General features: G+C 59.6%; 13 protein-coding genes. 5 read left to right on the top strand and 8 right to left on the bottom strand.

What is annotated here, in order from left to right; all coding sequences use genetic code 11:
• Positions 1 to 101 precede the first annotated feature (101 nt).
• A complete protein-coding gene (locus P406_RS14360) occupies positions 102 to 1,124 on the top strand; it encodes an IS110-like element ISPsy7 family transposase (RefSeq protein ID WP_046236539.1) in 1,023 nt (340 codons plus the stop codon).
• A gap of 447 nt (positions 1,125 to 1,571) precedes the next feature.
• Here the strand turns inward: P406_RS14360 and P406_RS14355 are convergent, their stop codons facing one another.
• A complete protein-coding gene (locus P406_RS14355; protein ID WP_003409745.1) occupies positions 1,572 to 2,729 on the bottom strand; it encodes an HlyD family secretion protein in 1,158 nt (385 codons plus the stop codon).
• On the bottom strand, positions 2,726 to 4,405 hold the full coding sequence (locus P406_RS14350) for an MFS transporter (RefSeq protein ID WP_046236538.1): 1,680 nt from the start codon (positions 4,403 to 4,405) through the stop codon (positions 2,726 to 2,728). Before P406_RS14350 ends, P406_RS14355 begins: the two co-directional genes overlap by 4 nt.
• Before the next feature lie 276 nt (positions 4,406 to 4,681).
• Here P406_RS14350 and P406_RS14345 point away from each other — a divergent pair, with 276 nt between their 5' ends.
• Together P406_RS14345 and P406_RS14340 are read left to right on the top strand one after the other, a co-directional pair.
• The gene (locus P406_RS14345) at positions 4,682 to 5,779 is read left to right on the top strand and encodes an enoyl-CoA hydratase/isomerase family protein (RefSeq protein ID WP_046236537.1); all 1,098 of its coding nucleotides are present in this window, start codon (positions 4,682 to 4,684) and stop codon (positions 5,777 to 5,779) included.
• A gap of 3 nt (positions 5,780 to 5,782) precedes the next feature.
• Positions 5,783 to 6,934: an acyl-CoA dehydrogenase family protein gene (locus P406_RS14340; RefSeq protein ID WP_046236536.1), complete on the top strand. Its 1,152-nt coding sequence runs from the start codon at positions 5,783 to 5,785 to the stop codon at positions 6,932 to 6,934.
• 38 nt (positions 6,935 to 6,972) lie between these two features.
• Here the strand turns inward: P406_RS14340 and P406_RS14335 are convergent, their stop codons facing one another.
• Both P406_RS14335 and P406_RS14330 read right to left on the bottom strand, forming a co-directional pair.
• Positions 6,973 to 12,186 carry a dermonecrotic toxin domain-containing protein gene (locus P406_RS14335; protein WP_046236535.1) on the bottom strand — a complete coding sequence of 1,738 codons (5,214 nt, stop codon included), beginning with the start codon at positions 12,184 to 12,186 and terminating at the stop codon, positions 6,973 to 6,975.
• A 139-nt stretch (positions 12,187 to 12,325) separates the two neighbouring features.
• The gene (locus P406_RS14330) at positions 12,326 to 12,895 is read right to left on the bottom strand and encodes an NADPH-dependent FMN reductase (protein ID WP_032698203.1); all 570 of its coding nucleotides are present in this window, start codon (positions 12,893 to 12,895) and stop codon (positions 12,326 to 12,328) included.
• Positions 12,896 to 13,105: 210 nt separating this feature from the next.
• Here P406_RS14330 and P406_RS14325 point away from each other — a divergent pair, with 210 nt between their 5' ends.
• A complete protein-coding gene (locus P406_RS14325) occupies positions 13,106 to 13,321 on the top strand; it encodes a hypothetical protein (protein WP_003342876.1) in 216 nt (71 codons plus the stop codon).
• A 45-nt stretch (positions 13,322 to 13,366) separates the two neighbouring features.
• Here P406_RS14325 and P406_RS14320 read toward each other — a convergent pair whose 3' ends face one another.
• The 4 genes from P406_RS14320 to P406_RS14305 all read right to left on the bottom strand — a co-directional run bounded on the left by P406_RS14320 (position 13,367) and on the right by P406_RS14305 (position 16,047).
• Positions 13,367 to 13,921, bottom strand: a complete 555-nt coding sequence (locus tag P406_RS14320) for a GNAT family N-acetyltransferase (protein ID WP_032698202.1) — start codon at positions 13,919 to 13,921, stop codon at positions 13,367 to 13,369.
• Positions 13,922 to 13,941: 20 nt separating this feature from the next.
• Positions 13,942 to 14,721 carry a DNA polymerase III subunit epsilon gene (dnaQ, locus tag P406_RS14315; RefSeq protein ID WP_003390621.1) on the bottom strand — a complete coding sequence of 260 codons (780 nt, stop codon included), beginning with the start codon at positions 14,719 to 14,721 and terminating at the stop codon, positions 13,942 to 13,944.
• 65 nt (positions 14,722 to 14,786) lie between these two features.
• Complete coding sequence (gene rnhA / locus P406_RS14310; RefSeq protein ID WP_003368579.1) at positions 14,787 to 15,239, bottom strand: ribonuclease HI; 453 nt, start codon at positions 15,237 to 15,239, stop codon at positions 14,787 to 14,789.
• Positions 15,240 to 15,285: 46 nt separating this feature from the next.
• Entirely contained in the window at positions 15,286 to 16,047 is a 762-nt protein-coding gene (locus tag P406_RS14305; RefSeq protein WP_003415761.1) for a methyltransferase domain-containing protein, read from the bottom strand.
• An 81-nt stretch (positions 16,048 to 16,128) separates the two neighbouring features.
• Here P406_RS14305 and gloB point away from each other — a divergent pair, with 81 nt between their 5' ends.
• Positions 16,129 to 16,908, top strand: coding sequence for a hydroxyacylglutathione hydrolase (gene gloB, locus P406_RS14300; protein ID WP_046236534.1), 780 nt, complete (start codon positions 16,129 to 16,131; stop codon positions 16,906 to 16,908).
• Positions 16,909 to 16,998: the final 90 nt, after the last annotated feature.

Below are 16,998 nucleotides of genomic sequence, written 5' to 3'. Positions count from 1 at the left end.
GGCCGGAAACGGAGCCAGGATAATGAGATGGTCAGCCCGATCCGAGAAACCCGGAGTGTCTACACTTTCCGGGTTTCTCTCTAACGTCGAGGAGATCACTCATGAAAAACGGCCTCAAGCTCTTAGGCATCGACATTGGTAAAAATAGTTTTCACCTCATAGGCCATGATGCAGGCGGCCACCAAGTATTACGCAAGTGCTTCAATCGCAATCGCTTTCTGCAGTTTGCGGCTCAGATTGAACCCTGCTCCATTGCAATGGAGTCGTGCGGTGGCTCTCACTGGCTTGCCAGGAAACTCGCCTCGCTGGGGCACCGGGTGAAGTTGATTGCTCCGCAACATGTGAAGCCCTACGTGACGGGCAACAAGAATGACTTCATCGATGCCGAAGCTATATGCGAGGCGGCCTCCAGACCGCGTACTCATTACGTTGCCGTTAAGACTGTGGAGCAGCAGGTACTTTCTGTACAACATCGTCTTCGCGAGTCACTGGTTTGCCACCGTACTGAAGCCATCAACAGGGTGCATGGTTTTTTGCTTGAGTTCGGAGTTGCCTTGCCAGCCACCAAGGCAGCGATCGCCAAAGTGCCTGAGCTGATTGACGATTCACGTAGCGACCTGCCGCTGCAGTTCAAAAGGGTCATGGAGCATTTGCTGGAGGATATTCATCGCCTTGATACCGAAATAAAGGCCTGTGATGCGCAAATCAAGCAGCAACTGGCGCAAGACGATGCTGGTACACGCTTGATGACGATTCCTGGCATTGGTCCTATTACCGCCAGCGCATTTGTAGCGGATCTGGGTGACGCTTCCAATTTTCGAGCCTCACGAGACCTTTCCGCTTTTCTGGGGCTGGTTCCCAGACAGTTCTCTACAGGCGGGAGACCCGTATTGCTGGGTATCAGCAAGCGAGGTGACAGGCACCTGCGAACCCTGCTGGTGCAAGGTTCTCGAGCGCTCATGATTCGAATAGAACGCCGCGATGATGCCCTTGGGCAGTGGGTAAGAGACTTGTTGGCACGCAAGCATCCGAACAAGGTGGCATGTGCTTTAGCGAACAAGCTGGCAAGAATCGTATGGGCGGTGCTCAGACGAGGTAGCACTTACAACGCATCAATGATCTGAGTAGAAAATAGACATACCAGCTTTTGCGACGCAGTGATGATGACGATAAACAGCTCATGGCCTGACTGAGAACCTGATAACCAAAGCAGCCTTCGAGGCTTTAAGGCTTTTGAGGACAGTAAGGCGGCGAATACTCATCAAGGGCCGGGCAGCGAAATTGCCCAGAATGAGCCCGGATACATTAGCGCAAGCATGCTTTACCGCTCATCGAACTGCGATTGCAGGGGGTGGGCTGACCATACATTTGGTTACTTTGGCCTCATCAAAGTAACTCGCCGAGGGGCGAAAAGGTGACCTGAGCCGAGCGCCAAACCACCTGATATCGCAGAACCGCTGTGTGACGCGGAGCGTCATGAACTGCATGCCGACGCGGAGCGTCGGCACGATAGTCAACTTGCATCGGATCGAATCCTGCTCGCGTCCAGCAATTAGCGATCATCCAGAGGCTCAGCGCACCGCCGGATCAGGCGGCACGTCGCCGTCCGCGCTGGTGTCGATGCTCACCACCACCGACATCCCTGGCCGCAAGTGCTCAAGCATGGGCTGATCGGCATCGACCACGATGCGTACCGGAATGCGCTGGGAAATCTTCACGAAGTTGCCGGTGGCGTTGTCGGCGGGCAGCAGGCTGAATTCCGAGCCCGCGGCGGGCGAAATTCTTTGTACGTGGCCGTGCATCTCGTGGCCGTCGAGCGCATCGACGGTAAAGCTCACCGGCTGGCCCAGGCGCACATTGGCCATCTGGGTTTCTTTCATGTTCGCCACGATCCAGCGCTGCTCGGGCACCAGCGCCATCAGTTGCGCGCCCGAATTGACATAGGCACCAAGACGCACGCCGATCTGCCCCAACTGCCCGTCACGCGGGGCAACGATACGGGTGTTGTCCAGATCGATGCGCGCCAGTTCGATAGCCGCTTGCGCATTGGCGACCGAGGCTTCCAGCGAGCCACGGTTGACGATGACGGTTTGCAGGTCCTCACGGGCGATCTGCAAGACAGCCCTGGCCTCGGCAACGGCGGCATTTGCCTGCGCGTCGGCGGCACGCGTCACATCCAGCTCGCTTTTCGAAACCGAACCGTCGGTCACCAGCGCCTGATTGCGCCGCAGATCGGCGGCGCTCTTGCGGCTCTGGGCGATGCTGTTCTGCAGTTCGGCCTGGCGCTGGCCGATGGTGGCTTCGGCACTGCGCCGTTGTTGCAGATTGTTGGCCAGCGAGGCCTTCTGCACCGCCAGTTGTGCGACGGCCTGGTCCAGGCGCTGACGATAGATACGGTCATCCAGACGCACCAGCAGATCACCGGCCTTGACGAACTGAAAGTCCTGCACCGGTACTTCGTAGACATACCCACTCAGTTGCGGCCCGATCAGCGTGGTCTGGCCCTTGACCTGCGCGTTCTCGGTGCTCTCGATCGGGCTGGCAAACGGAGGCAATTGCCAGGCGTACAGCACCACCAGTACTCCGGCCAGGGCGACGGCGCCGAAAATCACGGAAGACACGACACGCTTGCGGGTCGAGCGCGGCTTGCTGGTCACCGGGGACGTCAACGGTGCCGGTGGCGGCGAGTTACGAGGGGCTTCGGTATCTGGGGTCTTGGATTCGGTCATGAAGATTTAACGCCGGAGTTGGATACGGAGGGCGAAGCAGCAGGTGCAACGGGTGCCAGCGCCAGAGGTTGAGTGGTCATTTTCAGCCACAGGACCCGGGCTGAAATCCAGATCATGGTCAGCACGGCAATCAGCGCGATCAGCATGAATACATCGTTGTAGGCCAGCACGTTGGCTTCCCGGGTCGCGGCCGTGGCCATCGCGCGGATACCCTGACTGTTGCGCAACGACGGGTCGGCGATCACCGAGCTGTAACTGGCGCTGTAGCTCTGCAGCCGGGCCTGAACCAGCGGGTCGATGAGGCTCAGGTGTTCGACGACGTGGCTGGAATGAAACTTCTCGCGCACCACTTGAAAGGTGCCCAATGCCGCAGCCCCGATCAGCCCGCCGATGTTCTGCGTGATCCCGAACAACACCGAAAAGCTGACCATATTGCGCGGATTCGCCAACACCCCGCTGATCCCCAGCACCAGGGTAGGCCCGAGGAAGAACGTGCCACCGAACGCCAACAGAAACTGGCTGAGGTACATGTTCGATTGGCGGGTCAGGTTGGTGGAATGACTGTCCATCCAGGCACCGATTGCCATCATCGCCAGGGAGATCAGCAAAGGTTTGATCAGATGCGCAGGATTGATGGTCAGCGCGCTGACCGCCAGCCCCGAGACGCTGCCGAGCAACATCACCAGATACAAGGTGTGCAACTGCTGACTGCCCATGTTCAGCGCCTGCAGAAAACCGACAGCGCCCACCGACTGTTCGGACAACACCACGCGAAACAGGATAACCGCCAGGCCCAGACGCAGGATCGCGCCACTGCCCAGCCAGCGCGTGATCAGCAACGGATTGCTGCGGTTATGTTCAATGGCCAGTCCGGCACAGATCAGCGCAATCGATGCCGCTGAGGCGATACCAATCCACTGCGCTTCCAGCCACCATTCGATACGCCCCAGTGACAGCACCGCACAGAACAGCGCAAAGCCGGTGGCCAGCAGGCCGAAGGTCAGGAAGTCGAGCTTCTCGAACGCCTTGAAACGATCGCCCGGCGGCAGTTTGAGCATCAGTACGCAGCCCAGCGAGAGCAGCGCCATGCCCAGTTCGAACAGATACAGGCCACGCCATTGGGCAATCTGCAGCAAGTCTTCCGACACCAGCCGGGCCAGCGGTGTTGCCAGCTGGGCGGTGCCAATCCCCAATACCAGCGCCTTGAGCCGCCACTTCTGCGGGAAAGCCTGAATCATGTAATACAGGCCCAGAGTGCTGAGCGCAGCGCCGACCATACCGTGTGCCGCACGTACAGCGATGGCCGAATCGATGTCGTTGACGAACAGATGCGCCAGTGTCACCAGCGCGTACAGCACCAGAAACAGCTCGGTGAATGCGCGCAGACCAAATTGCTGACGAAACTTCACCAGCAGCAGATTCATCGACACGTTAGTCATGATGTAGGCCGCCGGCAGCCAGGCGATGTCCTGCGAGGTCGCCCCCAGTGCGCCCTGCAGATACGGCAGGTTGGCGACCACCAGCGCGTTGCCGAGCCCGCCGGTCAGCGCGACGATCACCCCTACGACAGCAAACGCCCAACGCCGCGCAGTCGAATGCAGCGGCGTCGACGGCGAGCCGGGCATGGTCGGACGCTCGTGGGCGGCCCACTCGCGCGGGGCATACTTATCGCTCATAAATGACTGGCACGCGGACGTTCATGGGGTACACCTGAGGAATTCCCTTTTGTGACATTAATGACACTCATAATACTCATCCGCCAGGCAATGATTCGCGTCGGTCAGCCCGATACAGCAACGCTCAGGCATTCACCAATGCTCTAAACAGTGGCTATCTGAAACTTCAGACTATGCTTAAACGCAGTTTTGCTTTGCACATTTGCGCTGCTAGGATCTTCTGCGACGCTTGAACGCTCGAATAAGAAAAAAGCGCAACCGAACAAGGAGTTCAGCATGAGTTCACAGGTTTCATCGGCCCGCTCGGTTCGACCGCCCGCCAGCCAGGATTCGATCGCTGTCGACGTGCGTAACCACATCGGTCACTTGACCCTCAATCGTCCGGAAGGCCTCAACGCAATCGATCTGGACATGGTCCGCACACTTCGCCAGCAACTTGACCGCTGGGCCGACGACCCCTCGGTTCATGCAGTGGTCCTGCGCGGCGCAGGGGGCAAGGCGTTCTGTGCCGGTGGCGATATCCGTTCGCTGTATGAAAGCCACCAGAACGGCCAGGATCTGCATCACACATTCTTTGCCGAAGAGTATGAGCTGGACCTGGCCATTCACCGTTACCGCAAGCCGGTACTGGCCCTGATGGATGGTCTGGTGCTAGGCGGCGGCATGGGGCTGGTCCAGGGGGCCGACCTGCGCGTGGTCACCGAACGCAGCCGCCTCGGCATGCCCGAAGCCGCCATTGGTTATTTTCCTGATGTCGGCGGCAGTTATTTTCTCTCGCGACTGCCCGGCGAACTGGGTACCTGGCTGGGCGTGACCGGGTCGCAGATCGGTGCTGCCGACGCGCTGTATTGCGGCCTTGCCAACTGGGCCATGAACAGCGAACTGCTGCCGCGCCTCGACCATATGCTTGATCACCTGAAGTGGAAGTCGACCCCACTCAAGGACCTGCAGGGTGCGCTGGCCAAGCTGGCGACCCAGCGTCTGCCCTCCCCGCCGCTGGAAGCCCTGCGCCACGCCATCGACCACTTTTTCGGCTTGCCGGATGTCCCCAGCATGCTCGAACAGCTTCAGCAGGTGGTCATCGGCGACACCAGGGACTGGGCGCTGGATACCGTCAGCCGAATGAAAGCTCACTCGCCGCTGAGCATGGCCGTGACTCTGGAAATGCTGCGCCGTGGTCGTCATCTGCCGCTGCCGGCCTGCTTCGCCATGGAGTTGCACCTGGACCGCCAATGGTTCGAACGCGGTGACCTGATCGAGGGCATACGCGCGCTGATCATCGATAAAGACAAGAAGCCGCAATGGAAACATGCCAGCGCGCAGGACGTCAGTGCCGCGCAGGTGCAGAGTTTCTTCAGCGGTCTGGAGAATTGAGCCGTGCACGACCTTGAATTGAGTGAAGAGCAGGTAATGATTCGCGACATGGCGCGCGACTTTGCGCGTAATGAAATCGCGCCGTATGCCCAAGCCTGGGAAAAGGCCGGCTGGATCGATGACGCGCTGGTTGCCGAGCTCGGTGAGCTGGGCCTTTTGGGCATGGTGGTGCCGGAGCAATGGGGCGGTACCTACATCGACTACGTTGCCTATGCACTGGCGGTTGAGGAAATCTCCGCCGCCGACGCGGCCACCGGCACGCTGATGAGCGTACACAGCTCGGTGGGCTGCGGGCCGGTTCTCAACTACGGGACCGACGAGCAGAAGCACGCGTGGCTGGAAAAACTGGCCACAGGCCGGGCCATCGGCTGTTTCTGCCTGACCGAACCGCATGCAGGCTCTGAAGCCCACAACCTGCGCACTCGCGCAGAATTGCAGGGCGATGAGTGGGTCATCAACGGCGCCAAGCAATTCGTCAGCAATGGCAAACGGGCACACCTGGCGATCGTGTTTGCGGTGACCGACCCGACGCTCGGCAAAAAGGGCCTGTCGGCGTTTCTGGTGCCGACCGACAACCCAGGCTTTGTGGTGGACCGCAGCGAGCACAAGATGGGCATCCGGGCATCGGACACCTGCGCGGTCACCTTGAACAACTGCCGAATCCCCGCAGCCAACCTGCTGGGTGAGCGTGGCAAGGGCCTGTCTATCGCCCTCTCCAACCTGGAAGGCGGGCGTATCGGCATCGCCGCGCAGGCACTGGGGATTGCCCGCGCTGCCTTCGAAGCAGCGCTGGCGTACGCCCGGGAGCGTGTGCAGTTCGACAAACCGATCATCGAACATCAAAGCATTGCCAATCTGCTGGCCGACATGCACACCCGCATCAACGCCGCCCGCCTGCTGACCCTGCACGCCGCGCGTCTGCGCAGCGCCGGGCAAGCGTGCCTGTCGGAAGCCTCTCAAGCCAAGCTGTTCGCGTCGGAAATGGCCGAATGGGTGTGCTCCAAGGCGATCCAGATTCATGGCGGCTATGGCTATCTGGAGGACTACCCGGTCGAGCGTTACTACCGGGACGCGCGCATCACCCAGATATACGAAGGCTCCAGCGAGATCCAGCGCCTGCTGATCGCCCGGGAACTGCGTCATTATCTGGTCTGACGTAGAGGCCGGGCGATACGGTATGCAGGGGCAGCGCGTCAGGGCTTCACGAATCGCTCTCGCCCCAGCAACGTCACCAGCAAGGCCACCGAGTCGGCATTCTTGAGCATGATGTCGGTTCGCTTGTGGACATCTTCGTAAAACACATCACGCGCCTCTTCGAGCGTGCTCTTGCCAGCGATGCGCAGAACTGTCTGCTTTCCGTTGCCGTCCCTGCGCCTCAGATCGTGCCACGCATCTTCGTCCAGTTGCTTGAACAACTTGTCCCGATCCGTGTGAAAGGAAAGTGTCTTTTGCTGCCGATATATCGTTTCGTTTCTGATGCGCAGTCGATAGGCAGGTGCGTCTTCGAGCAAATCGATGAACGGGGCTTCTGAGTCCACATAGGCGATGTCGTCCGTTTTCAGCACCATATGCGATAACTCATGAATCAGGATCGCGCCCCGATAATGCTGAGCAAACTTGAACTCCCCGGCCCGTTGCGCGCTGAGCTTCAATCGATAGGTCGGCAGTCGAAAGAACTGCTCTGTCAGAAAAACCCGCCGCGCCGGGTCGGCTTCGAAGATGAAAGCGCTGGCCGACTCGTTGCCAATTCGATTGACACCGACGACATAGCGCGACGAGTCGATGGGCGACATCGAAGGGTCGATCAACTCCTGATACAGGTCGGTGACCGCCTTTTTAGTGACATCGCGCAATCGATCGTCAGGCACCTTCTGCGCAAAAAAATCGCTCAGTATTTTCTCCGCACGCGGATCCAGCGTGTTGTCCGGCGAGCGTCGGGTCAGGTTGTCCAGCGCGTTTTCCAGATAGCGCTGCGCCTGCAGGCAGGCATCTTCGATGGCCTGGGCCATGTCCCGGTGGCGATGACGAATTTCAGGCATGCCTCGAGCGCTGACAACCATGATCTCGTCAACCAGATCATCGACCAGACTGCCTTCCATTCGGGTCAGCGCCCCGCCTCCACCGCGCAGCCCGCCAGGGATGTCCAGCTTCCATTGCTGATCCGCATCCAGGCTCACCGAGGGACCGATCTTGCTGCCCGACACGATGAACCAACCGTCCTCATCGGACTGCACCTCATAGGTTTTCCCGCCGATGGCTGCATACGCCCTGCTGGTAACAGGATCGCGGTAGACGCTTAACAGTTCATCGCGTTGCAACGTGTACAAGGCGATGTCGTGAACTTCGAACTCGCGCAAACGCTCGCGTATCTGTTGCGTCAGAGAACCGTTGCTCCAGGAGAACTCGAACGTATCAGCGCCATCGATCAATTGCACAAGCGGGTCGGGCGACGTGGCATCATCCAGCAAGGCGCTGGTCTCATGAGCCGTCAGTAAGGCGGCTTCCGCAGGGTTCTGCCCGGAAGAAATCATCACGCTCAGGGCCGTCATGAACTCCGAGATGGCCTGGCCCCATTGCTGATCCGTTGCCGAGATGAGCGACAGGTTCAACAATGTCTGCCCCTGAATGATGCCGATCAGCGCCCCCAGGCGCCCAGGCATGAGTGCCATGAATTGCTCTGCGCCCAGCGTGAACAGGTACTGGGTCGCCGCGCGGCGATGTTCGGCATTGGTGACGCTGTACTGCTTGACCTGCAGCTTCAGGATATCCAGCGCGCCTTTGAACATCAGCAACAGGCAGTTGCCCTCATAAGGATCGATTTGCACGGTGACAGGTGCAGGACGCTCGAACGGCAGATCGAAAGAGGACTCGGCGCTGAAAGGCAGGTGCGGCTCCACAAAGCCACCCTTATCATAAATCTTGCGCATATCCGGGTCGATACGGTCCAGAATGTACGCTTGAAAATAGGCTGAAGTGTGAATATCAAGGACCAGCGCAGCCTGGTCGGCGTACTCCTTGAACACGAATTCGTCATTCAGGGGCGCGTAAAGCACCCACGGTCCCGGCTGATTGTCCTTTGGCCCCATCAGGTACGTATTGAGCACGACGGTCGGCTCCCAGCCCTCCCTGGCCGGCAGCAGTTTCAAGGGGCTGAGGATCATCTGGCAACCGTCGACCGGCAGGCGCGCGACCGCATCAGGCATGGTCAGCACGTTTTCGATAATCCGATACGCCTGCTCGGACAGCTCGTTTTTCAGCTTGAAAGCAAAGGCTCGCAATATATCCAGCGAAGGAACCTGCTCGACGAACAGTTTGCGGCGCTCGAGATATTCCGGCGTCGTCTCGGCCAGCACCGAGTTCAGCATCGTGCGGTAACTCGCGGCGATGTCCAGCGACCTCACCAGGTCGCGCAGATACGCCGGTGTCAGGGCCGCGTTCAGCGGCGTGTCATCCTTTGAGGAGAGCAGAATGACGCCGTCCTGCCTGGACAGAAAGCGGTTGATTGCAAACTCGACCAGGTTTTCGCTGACGGCCTGGGTCGCCGCTGGTATCGACTGAGGCAACTCGCCCGGCGCCACCGGTGCCGGAACATAGTGCGTCAGGGAAACACGCACGTTTTCAGGATCAGGCCGAGGCTCTGCGAAGTCCTTGTCGAACCTGCGCTTGAGCTGCTCGAGGGAATAATCGTAGAAGCTTGGAATATCGAACAGAAAGTCCTTCTCGCCGACACAGGTCACATAAAACCGTCGCAGGACCTCGACCAGCATTACCTGATCACGCTTCGACGCCTCGCTGACCCATGAAGGTACGAGCGCCCGATAGATGATGAACTGAATCGCGACCCCCAGAGAATTGAGGGCCTGGCGATTTCGGTCATCCCGCTCTGCGGCACTCAGCAGGTTGACGAACAGTTCCGACGGCACCTGCCAGGCGATGGACTGCCGATAAAGATCGGCCACCGTACGCTGCTGGCGCTCGACCTCGTCGCGCTGCAATGCCTCGATGAAATGCCCCTCAATGGGTTGCAGGACGACCTTGAGCTCAAGCGTCCCTCGACGGTCACGCTGGCCGAGTAACATGCGCCGGTCAGGTTCAGCGATAACACCTGACACCTGCGAGCCCAGCTCCATGCTTGTCAGTCGCCCGGCGACGTACTCTTCCAGCGCCTGCAGGGTTTCGAAACCGACGAGCCCCTGATCCAGGATCCACAGAATGGGCTTACTGTCGGGAAGCCTGCCAGTGACCACAAACGCATTGGGTACCTTGACCACGGGCGCCTGCGGGTCGTACTGAACCGTCACCCCGAAAGCATCGACGCACGCCTCGCCCAACGCCTCCCGAAGTGCTGGCAACGGCCTGTCGAGGACCTGCTGTACGTTGTCGAGGAAAGCGACAGGCAGCGTGGCCGTGCGTCGTTCGACCAGCAATTCAAGGCGCAGCGAATACTCCCGGACCAGAGCGGATATCACGCCGGGATGCAGGCTGGTATCGCGTTGGCGAATCGTGCGTGAGTAGAACTCGCTGATCTGCCCCTCGAAGCGCTGGGCAAAATCTGCCTGCACGCAGATCAGTATCTGCTCAAGCAATGCCAGCGACAGACGCTGCACCGGTTGATCCGCCACCGGCGTGATCTGCCCGGCGAGAACGACGCTGTCAGCCAATGAGGCGCTTGCGTAACCGCACACCCGTTCAAGCGCCAGCGTCAACACTGGCACCGGCTCCGCCTCAGCGACACCCGCCTGCACCCAAAGCTTGCGGGCATCCAGAGGCGGACCGCCGATCAGGGCCAGATAGAGGTTGAGCGCGCGATGCATGCAGCCATCTGCACCGGGATGCATGGCATCGACGCTGTCGAGCAAGGCGTCGAGCTTTTTCAACTTGCCCATCCAGTTGTAGGACGGGTCTGAAATCAAGTTCGGCCGCTCACTGACACTGCTCTGGGCAGCCGCCCCCCAGACGCTGTCAAAGCTCAGCCGGTCCTGACGCCAGCGCCCTGCGTCGTGCATGTTCAATAGCCGACCATCGAGCAGCTTGCGGATGTCCAGTGCATCGTCGATCCGCGCCGGATTTTTTTCGGAATGAAGGGCCGGCAGGTCAAGTACATAGCGCAGGTCGCGCTCTTGCAAGGCGATCAGGGCATCGATGAATTCGCTGAAAAAGTCCTCGGTGAGCGTGTCATGACGCAGCTCAAGCTGACCTTCCAGGCTGATGACGGAATGATCATTCAGCGATGAGTAAAACAACAATCCGGCGCGTGAAGGGCCCCTCAGCACATGCTCGATGGCCTGAGCCTGATCGCCGAAGCGCAGGAAGCCCGGCAATGACGAATAGAGAAACACCGCCGGTGACGCTTCTCCGGGGAAATCGATGAAGAATACGCCGACCAGCTTGACGGGGTCCTGGCCGGCCACGACGACCGATAACCTGCGTACCCTCGGCACCGGCGCCACGGGCGCGCCAGGCTGCGAAGGCAGCAGGGTCAGCAGCCAGCGGTATTCAGCCTCGGTCATGTTGCGGTGCGCCCTGCTCGATAACAGATGCTGGCGAAAGCACTCTGCAAGCGCATCAGCGGTGAGGTCGCGACGCGTGCGCCCGCCCTGCCCCTGAGACATCCAGTAGTCAGACAGCAACTGCTCATACACGGTGCCGACCGAAGCAGCCGAGTCAGCCAGTGCCTGATCGAAAACGATCGCCTGTGCCGCGGGCAACGCCGCCCCCTTGGTATCCAGATAGCGACGTGTCTGGCCTTGCGGCAGGGCTTCGTAGGAAAACGCCTGCATGGCGGCATCGGCAAGGTATTGAGTCCCGACGACTGTTGACGTTGCCGGAGCAGCACCGGGCGCCGTGTGCACAAGCTGGACAGTCTGGGCAACGACGTCGATGCCCCTTTCTACCAGCACATCCTGAAAAGCCTTGCCAGTGGCCTCTCGAAGATCGGGCAGCGCCTCCAGGCTGACCGCCAGACGCTGCAGATGCCCGGCCTGCTGGCGCATGACCGTCTGCGTGCACGCATCAAACAGCGAGCCCTCGATGCGCTCGCTCTCGACGATCGACAAGGCAGTGATATCGTCGAATCGTTGCTGCAAGGCGCTGAACAGCGCGCTGCGACTCTCGAATTGCTCGATGCCGAAGGTCAGGGTACTTAGAAAGACCCGTGCCGAGGGGTTGGCGGCATCGCTGATGAACAAGGCCGCGGCCAGTTCCGCATTGACGGGCAACTGGTCGTCTATCAGCAGTCTGTCGACTCGGGGGACCGCATCGTTGGTTGGCTCGGTGCTTTCGGCGGCCAATAGCTGCAACCACGCGCCGTCGTCGCGGCTGATTCGAGACTGTGCTATGGCGTCCTGAATGTCTTGTGTGAATCGCGCGCGCAGAGCGTCGCTGGAAAAATAGGGAGCTGCTGACATGTACTGTTTCCTTTGAGGGGCGCCTCTGCGCACGGCGCCCAGGCGCGTGGCAGAGAAAAAGGAAACAGCGTATGAGAATGAACCGAAGCGCCTGCGTTACATAAAGCAATCGATCGGCAGACGCGCTTCGTCAAAAAAATCAGTTGGCGGCAGCTTTGCCGTTCTTCTCGACCCAGGCGGCGAAGGCATCGATGAACTTCTGCAGGAAGGGCCTGGTTTTATCGGACAACGCGCCGGACTCGTCGAAAAAGCTTCCGGCGCCGCCCAGGTAGGCTTCGGGCTGCTGAAGGCACAGCACGTCCAGAAACACCAGCGACTGGCGCAGGTGATGGTTGGCACCAAAGCCACCGACAGCACCCGGCGAGGCACTGATCACTGCGCCCGGCTTGCCGCTGAAGGCACTTTTGCCGTAAGGACGCGAGCCCACGTCGATGGCGTTTTTCAGGGCACCCGGCACCGAGCGGTTGTATTCCGGGGTGACAAACAGCACGCCGTCGGCAGCGCCCAGTTGCTCGCGAAAAGTGGTGTATGCAGGCGGCGGTGAGTCGCCATCGATGTCTTCGTTGTACAACGGCAAGTCACCGATCTCGACGATATTCAGTTTCAGGCTGGCAGGTGCCAGTTCTGCCAGAGCAAGCGCGATCTTGCGGTTGATGGACTCTTTTCGCAGACTGCCGACCAATACGGCAATGGTATGAACCTGGCTCATGAAAATATCCGTCATCTGATTCAAGGGAAGGTTAGGTATAGAACAGAAGCCGGGTTTAGACGACCTGTGCGCCAGTCAATTCCCCACGCACTTGAACAGCAGGGATTATTTTTTCCCTCAAAGGCAAACTCACCTATAGATCAGTGGTCTACTAGCCTCGATGGATTCGTAAACCAGCAGTTATATTCAGTTTCAGAGGTTACAGAGCAAATGGCTTCAGTTCTCGTCGGACAATTTCATGCCAGGGACGCCGAAGGTCGCGTTTATCCGGTTCATGAGTTCCAGGAATCGCAGCCGAATGAGGCGCAGGGCGGGCAGCCGGTGATCACCTACAGGCTGGCAATCGGCGACCGGGTCAAGCATTTGGGTGGTGAGGACTTCGAGCTGGTGCAATCGGGCATAAAAATTACCCGTACACCCACGTAATAACGGCAGCATTCCCGCTTTGGCTGCACGGCCAGCGGGAAGCTGTTAATCCGAAAAGATCAGATACCAGAAAATCGCCGTTTCACGAGTGTTCGGATCGATGCCCCGATAGCGCATGTGATCCACCCCGCCAACCACGTACCCGCAACTCTCGTACAGCCTGCAGGCCCCCAGGTTATTGTTCTGCGTTTCCAGAACGATGCCCGGCAGACTGCGCTTGCGCGTCCAGAATTGCGCGGCGTCGAGCAATGAACGTGCGACGCCATGACGGCGCGCCGACTCGTCTACCGCCAGCTCATCGATGTAAGCGAAGCCGCTCCAGTGAGTGCTCATCACGATATGGCCGACGGGGTGGTCATCCAGCCAGGCAACCATCACCGAACTGGTGTGGGCGTCACGATGATCGGCAAACTCCTGAGAGTCGATGCCATAATTCTTGCTGTAGGGCTCGACCAGCTCGACCGGCCATGAATCCACGCGCTCGCCGATAATCGGCTGGGCATAGCCGAGCACTGTAAACGTGAATTCGCTGTTGAGGATGTAGTCCTCGAAGCATTCGTCTGCAACCCGAATGCTCAAAGCAGGATGTGCCACGTTCAGTTCACCTTTACCGCTTGCTGTCAGGAAGATGCCTGTGCTCCGGCTTCCAGCATCTGTACCCAGAGCGGAGGAGCACCACAAGCCTTGGCAATGGTGCTCATGCGCACTTCGTGCTCGGCCAGCTCGCTTTCAGAGGCGCGAATGATGCGGCAAGGCTTGCGATCGGCCGGCAGGCGGCGAATTTCGCTGGCGCGGTTGCCAGAGCCTTCGCCCGAGCCGTTGCCATCGGAGGCATTGCCAGCCAGCGACAGGCTGGTCTGCCCGCCGGTCATCGCCAGGTAGACGTCGGCCAGAATCTCGGAGTCGAGCAATGCGCCGTGCAGTTCGCGGCCCGAGTTATCGACGCCGTAGCGTTTGCACAGCGCATCCAGACTGTTGCGCTGACCCGGGTGGCGCTCCCGCGCCATCATCAGGGTGTCGAGAACCGAACAGTGCTGGGTGATATCAGCCCTGTCCTGCGACCCCATCAAGGCAAATTCGTTGTTGATGAAGCCAACGTCGAACGCTGCGTTGTGAATGATCAGCTGTGCGCCCTTGATGAACTCGAAGAATTCATCGGCGACTTCGGCAAACCGCGGCTTGCCGACCAGAAATTCGTTGGTGATACCGTGAACACCGATCGCGCCTTCGTCACTCTCGCGATCAGGTTGCAGGTAAACGTGAAAATGCCGACCGGTCAGGCGGCGACCGATCAACTCGACACAACCGATCTCGACGATGCGGTGACCATCCGTCACCGGCATACCGGTGGTTTCGGTATCGAGGACGATGGATCTGTTATCCAGGTTTTGCAATGCCATTGACTGTTGCCTCATGTACAGGCCGCGATTCTAGCACGCAGCGGCCGTTGCAAGCCCGTGCGCGTCTAGCCGTGCCGGATGCCGCGCACTTCGTCGACGCCACGGTTGGCGAGCTGGTCGGCACGCTCGTTGCCAGGGTGGCCGATGTGCCCACGCACCCACTGCCATTTCACCGTGTGGCGACTGACCTGTTCATCCAGGAGCTGCCACAGATCGGCATTCTTGACCGGCTCCTTGGCAGCGGTTTTCCAGCCGCGCTTCTTCCAGTTGACCATCCACTCGGTAATGCCTTTCATCACGTACTGAGAGTCGGTCACCAGCGTCACTTCGCAGGGGCGCTTGAGTTCTTCAAGCCCGCGAATCGCACCGGTCAGTTCCATCCGGTTGTTGGTGGTATTGGCTTCGCCACCCCACAGCTCTTTTTCGACGCCCTTGCATACCAGCAGGGCACCCCACCCGCCCGGGCCGGGATTACCCTTGCAGGCACCGTCGGTGAAGAGTTCAACGCTATCGCTCATTACGACCTTTCCAGAATGATGGGCTTCATGTGCAGCAAGGCGTTATTCAAGCCTGGTCCTGAGTGTTGCGGCTGACCTTGGCCATCGGCATCGGGATCAGCTTGCCGATGGGGTCACGGCGCACCTGACGCAAGGGCCTGAGACCTACCACCAGTTTGCGCGCCACCAGTACATAGAAGCCGCCACCGGGGCTCTGACGTCCCTCGCCAAGGCGTTCAAGCCCTGCAAGACGCGACTGCCATACTGCTGAAGCAAGGGGCGGACGATAGCATCCGAAGCGCCGTTTCTCCAGCGCGAAGCCCAGCAGATTCAGCCAGTCAGCGACTCGCGAGGATGAAATGCAGCGTGCCTTGCGCAGCGCATCGCGGGCGAATACATGGCGTATGCCCCAGGTGCTCCAGGGGTTGATGCCGATAATCAGCAAGTGCCCGCCCGGGCGCACGCTGCTGGCCGCTTCACGCAACAGGCCATGGGGCGACAGGCAGAAATCCAGGCCATGTTGCAGTACCACGACATCGGCCGCGTGCTCACTCAATGGCCACGCCTGTTCCTCACAGACGATCTCGACACCCGGCAACGGCGCACCAAGGCGTACATTGCGCTGCACCTGGGGCGCCACCGGCGGGCTTTGCGCCGACGGGCCGTAATGCACCAGATAGCCGCCGAAGTACCGCCCCAGTTCTTCGTCGAGAATGCGCCGCTCCTCTTCGAGCAGAAGCTGCCCGAGCGGCCCGGAAAGCCATTCACGGGCAGCGCGGATCAATGCAAGCCACTCAGGATCAGCCTGAGCGAACGCTTCATCGGTCATGAGTTCTCCTCCAGAGGTGCTCGCATACAGCGGCAACAGACTCTAAGATGCACCATTGTCCGCCGCTATGCGAACTGCGCCATGATACAGATCCACGCCCTTCCTGCTTTCAATGACAACTACATATGGTTGTTACAAGACCTTTCGAGCCAGAAGTGCGCTGTCGTCGATCCGGGCGACGCAAAGCCGGTGCTGGGCTGGCTGGCGCAGAATCCCGACTACCGGCTGACCGATATCCTGATCACGCACCACCACAATGATCATGTGGGCGGTGTCGCGGAACTCAAGCAGTCGACCGGCGCGCGCGTGCTGGGCCCTGAGGCCGAGACCATACCGGCGCGCGACATCGCGCTGGTCGACAATGACCGCCTGACCGTGCTGGGCCTGGAATTTGTGGTGCATGCGGTTCCTGGTCATACGCTGGGGCATATCGCGTTTTATCACGAGGACGCCACAACACCCCTGCTGTTCAGCGGCGACACGCTGTTTGCCGCCGGCTGTGGACGGCTGTTCGAGGGTACGCCGCAACAGATGCACGATTCTCTCGGTCGTCTGGCCGAACTGCCGGACAGCACACTGATCTACTGCGCTCACGAATACACGCTGAGCAATCTGCGCTTTGCACAGGCCGTCGAACCCGACAACGTCGATATTGCCGAACGCCTGGCCGAAGTGACGCGCTGGCGCAGCGAAAATCGCATCAGTCTTCCTTCGAATATGGCACTGGAAAAACGCACCAACCCCTTCCTGCGTACCGGGGAAACATCCGTTAAAGAAAAAGCGGACGAACGGAGCGGCGGGCAAAACACCTCGCAGAGTGCGGTCTTTGCAAGCCTGAGGGCATGGAAAGATAAGTTCTGACCCGACCCTAAAACCGCAATAAAATTCTGAAAGGTTGACCGACGGCAGGCCGCTTCCTAGAATCGCCCGACATTTTCGTCTGGATGTACC

It is taken from the genome of Pseudomonas syringae pv. coryli str. NCPPB 4273 (genome assembly GCF_000972175.1).
Lineage (GTDB): Bacteria > Pseudomonadota > Gammaproteobacteria > Pseudomonadales > Pseudomonadaceae > Aquipseudomonas > Aquipseudomonas syringae.
The sequence above is the reverse complement of the archived record's forward strand: the minus strand, read 5'-3'. Positions and strand labels throughout refer to the sequence as shown.

Bases quoted from the DNA above. Each gene is read 5' to 3' on its own strand.
- P406_RS14350 (WP_046236538.1), bottom strand. From the start codon at position 4,405: ATGAGCGATAAGTATGCCCCGCGCGAGTGGGCCGCCCACGAGCGTCCG.
- P406_RS14335 (WP_046236535.1), bottom strand. From the start codon at position 12,186: ATGTCAGCAGCTCCCTATTTTTCCAGCGACGCTCTGCGCGCGCGATTC.
- P406_RS14355 (WP_003409745.1), bottom strand. From the start codon at position 2,729: ATGACCGAATCCAAGACCCCAGATACCGAAGCCCCTCGTAACTCGCCG.
- P406_RS14305 (WP_003415761.1), bottom strand. From the start codon at position 16,047: ATGACCGATGAAGCGTTCGCTCAGGCTGATCCTGAGTGGCTTGCATTG.
- dnaQ (WP_003390621.1), bottom strand. From the start codon at position 14,721: ATGGCATTGCAAAACCTGGATAACAGATCCATCGTCCTCGATACCGAA.
- P406_RS14360 (WP_046236539.1), top strand. From the start codon at position 102: ATGAAAAACGGCCTCAAGCTCTTAGGCATCGACATTGGTAAAAATAGT.
- P406_RS14345 (WP_046236537.1), top strand. From the start codon at position 4,682: ATGAGTTCACAGGTTTCATCGGCCCGCTCGGTTCGACCGCCCGCCAGC.
- rnhA (WP_003368579.1), bottom strand. From the start codon at position 15,239: ATGAGCGATAGCGTTGAACTCTTCACCGACGGTGCCTGCAAGGGTAAT.
- P406_RS14330 (WP_032698203.1), bottom strand. From the start codon at position 12,895: ATGAGCCAGGTTCATACCATTGCCGTATTGGTCGGCAGTCTGCGAAAA.
- gloB (WP_046236534.1), top strand. From the start codon at position 16,129: ATGATACAGATCCACGCCCTTCCTGCTTTCAATGACAACTACATATGG.
- P406_RS14325 (WP_003342876.1), top strand. From the start codon at position 13,106: ATGGCTTCAGTTCTCGTCGGACAATTTCATGCCAGGGACGCCGAAGGT.